Raw genomic sequence first — 3,608 nt, 5'->3', positions numbered from 1 at the left:
TGCCGCAGATCGGCGTCACGCACGACCAGAAGGGCCAGGCGATCGCGATGGTGGTGAACGCGGCCAACAAGGTCGAGTCACGTCCGTTGACGACGACCGGCACGTACGGCCAGAACTGGATCGTCGAAGGCGGTCTGCAGGCGGGCGATCACGTGATCGTGCAAGGCGTCGACAAGGTGCGCCCGGGCGCGACCGTGAAGACGGTCCCCGCGCAGCTCGCTCCCGCGGCGGACGCCGCATCCGCCACGACGGCAAGCGCCGCGCCGGCGAGTACCGCGGCCCATGCCGCAGCGAGTTCGGCCGCCGCGTCGAGCACGCAATAACAGGGAGTCCGTTTCATGGCCAAGTTCTTTATCGATCGCCCGATCTTCGCGTGGGTGATCGCGATCGTGCTGATGCTGGCCGGCGTCGCATCGATCTTCAAGATGCCGATCGCGCAGTATCCGACGATCGCACCGCCGACGATCCAGATCCAGGCGAACTACCCGGGCGCTTCCGCGAAGACGGTGGAAGACACGGTGACGCAGGTGATCGAGCAGCAGATGAGCGGTCTCGACAACTTCCTGTACATGTCGTCGACGAGCGACGATTCGGGCAACGCGACGATCACGCTGACCTTTTCGCCGGGCACGAATCCGGACGTCGCCCAGGTGCAGGTGCAGAACAAGCTGTCGCTCGCGACGCCGAACCTGCCGCAGGTCGTGCAGCAGCTCGGCATGCAGGTCACGAAGTCGAGCAGCAACTGGCTGATGTGGTTCGCATTCAACTCCGAGGACGGCCGGATGTCGAAGGAGGACCTGACGAACTACGTGGCGTCGCACGTGCTCGATCCGCTGAGCCGCGTCAACGGCGTCGGCCAGACGCTGCTGCTCGGTTCGCAGTTCTCGATGCGGATTTGGCTCGACCCCGTCAAGCTGACCAACTACAGCCTCACGCCGACCGACGTGACGGCCGCGATCACGCAGCAGAACGTGCAGATCGCGGGCGGCCAGATCGGCGGCACGCCGGCGAAGCCGGGTACCGTGCTGCAGGCGACGATCACCGAATCGACACTGTTGCGCACGCCCGAGCAGTTCGGCAACATCCTGCTGAAGGTCAACCAGGACGGCTCGCAGGTTCGCCTGAAGGACGTCGGCCGCGCGGCGCTGGGTTCGGAGAACTACACGTTCGACACGAAATACATGGGGCAGCCGACGGCCGGCCTCGGCATCCAGCTCGCGACCGGCGCGAACGCGCTCGCGACCGCGACCGCGCTGCGGGCCAAGATCGACGAGCTGTCGAAGTACTTCCCGCATGGTCTCGTCGTGCACTACCCGTACGACACGACGCCGTTCGTGCGCCTGTCGATCGAGGAGGTGGTCAAGACGCTGATCGAGGGCATCGTGCTCGTGTTCCTCGTGATGTATCTGTTCCTGCAGAACCTGCGGGCGACCATCATCCCGACGATCGCGGTGCCGGTCGTGCTGCTCGGCACGTTCGCGATCATGGGCCTCGTTGGTTTCTCGATCAACACGCTGTCGATGTTCGGCCTCGTGCTCGCGATCGGCCTGCTGGTCGACGACGCGATCGTGGTGGTCGAGAACGTCGAGCGCGTGATGGCCGAGGAGGGGCTGTCGCCGAAGGAGGCGACCCGCAAGGCGATGGGCCAGATCACCGGCGCGCTCGTCGGCGTGGCGCTCGTGCTGTCGGCGGTGTTCGTGCCGGTGGCGTTTTCCGGCGGCTCGGTCGGCGCGATCTATCGCCAGTTCTCGCTGACGATCGTGTCTGCGATGGTGCTGTCGGTGCTGGTCGCGTTGATTCTGACGCCAGCACTGTGCGCGACGATCCTGAAGCCGGTCGAAAAGGGGCATCACGAAGAGAAGAAGGGTTTCTTCGGGTGGTTCAACCGGACCTTCGATCGCAGCCGCGATCGCTACACGGGCGGCGTGAACCATGTGATCCGGCGCTCGGGCCGCTGGCTCGTGATCTACCTCGCCGTGTTCATCGCGGTTGGCGTGATGTTCGTGCGCCTGCCGAAGTCGTTCCTGCCCGACGAGGACCAGGGCTACATGTTCATGATCGTGCAGACTCCGTCCGGCTCCACGCAGGAAACGACCGGCAAGACGCTCGACAACATCAACACGTACCTGACGACCGCCGAGAAGGACGTGGTCGACTCGGTATTCACGGTCAACGGCTTCAGCTTCGCGGGCCGCGGCCAGAACGCGGGCCTCGTGTTCGTGAAGCTGAAGCCGTACGAGCATCGCCAGCGTTCGGACCAGAAGGTGCAGGCGCTGATCGGCCGGACCTTCGCGCACTACTCGCAGTACAAGGACGCGATGGTGATTCCGTTCAACCCGCCGTCGATTCCCGAACTCGGCACCGCCGCCGGCTTCGACTTCGAGCTGACGGACAACGCCGGTCTCGGCCACGATGCGCTGATGGCCGCGCGCGGGCAGTTGCTCGGGATGGCCGCGAAGGATCCGGCGCTCGCGCTGGTGCGCCCGAACGGCCTGAACGATACGCCGCAGTACAAGGTCGACATCGATCGCGAGAAGGCGAACGCGCTCGGTGTGACGGCCGCGGCGATCGACCAGACGTTCTCGATTGCGTGGGCGTCGCAGTACGTGAACAACTTCCTCGATACCGACGGCCGGATCAAGAAGGTGTACGTGCAGGCCGACGCGCCGTTCCGGATGACGCCGGAAGACATGAACATCTGGTACGTGCGCAACAGTGCGGGGGGGATGGTGCCGTTCAGCGCGTTCTCGACCGGCCACTGGATCTACGGTTCGCCGAAGCTCGAGCGCTACAACGGCGTGTCGTCGATCGAGATCCAAGGGCAGGCCGCGGAAGGCAAGTCGACCGGCCAGGCGATGGCCGCGATGGAAGCGCTCGCGAACAAGCTGCCGGAAGGCATCGGCTATTCGTGGACGGGGCTGTCGTTCCAGGAAATCCAGTCCGGCTCGCAAGCGCCGATCCTGTATGCGATCTCGATCCTCGTCGTGTTCCTGTGTCTCGCGGCGCTGTATGAAAGCTGGTCGATCCCGTTCTCGGTGATCATGGTCGTGCCGCTCGGTGTGGTCGGTGCGCTGCTCGCGACGATGCTGCGCGGCCTCGAGAACGACGTGTTCTTCCAGGTCGGCCTGCTGACCACCGTGGGCCTGTCCGCGAAGAACGCGATCCTGATCGTCGAGTTCGCGCGCGAGCTTCAGGCAGGCGGGAACATGGGGCCGGTGCGTGCGGCGATCGAGGCGGCGCGCCTGCGGCTGCGACCGATCCTGATGACGTCGCTGGCGTTCATGCTGGGCGTGCTGCCGCTCGCGGTCAGCAACGGCGCGGGCTCGGCGAGCCAGCACGCGATCGGCACGGGCGTGATCGGCGGGATGATCACGGCGACGTTCCTCGCCATTTTCATGATCCCGATGTTCTTCGTGCGGGTTCGCGCGATCTTCGGCGGCGAGACGGAAAACGTCGACGACGCATGGCGTCTCGTCCAGGCCGACCTGCAGCGCGGCCGCGACGACGCACACGATTCGAAGGGGCAGTAACGATGCAAAAACACGCTTTGACTGCAATCGCAGTCGCGCTCCTTGCCACGGGGTGCACGATGGCGCCGCATTACAAGC

1 protein-coding gene and 1 pseudogene are annotated in these 3,608 nt (G+C 65.2%); both read left to right on the top strand.

The features are described from left to right. A pseudogene (locus WT24_RS03855) lies at nucleotides 1-323 on the top strand (efflux transporter periplasmic adaptor subunit); the annotation flags it as partial. 15 nt (nucleotides 324-338) lie between these two features. Then, nucleotides 339-3,530: an efflux RND transporter permease subunit gene (locus WT24_RS03850; RefSeq protein WP_060031381.1), complete on the top strand. Its 3,192-nt coding sequence runs from the start codon at nucleotides 339-341 to the stop codon at nucleotides 3,528-3,530. Nucleotides 3,531-3,608 lie beyond the last annotated feature (78 nt).

Origin of the sequence: Burkholderia sp. MSMB1078WGS (genome assembly GCF_001528895.1) — a bacterium.
Taxonomy (GTDB): Bacteria; Pseudomonadota; Gammaproteobacteria; order Burkholderiales; family Burkholderiaceae; genus Burkholderia.
This window is presented reverse-complemented; position numbering and strand designations above follow the sequence as displayed.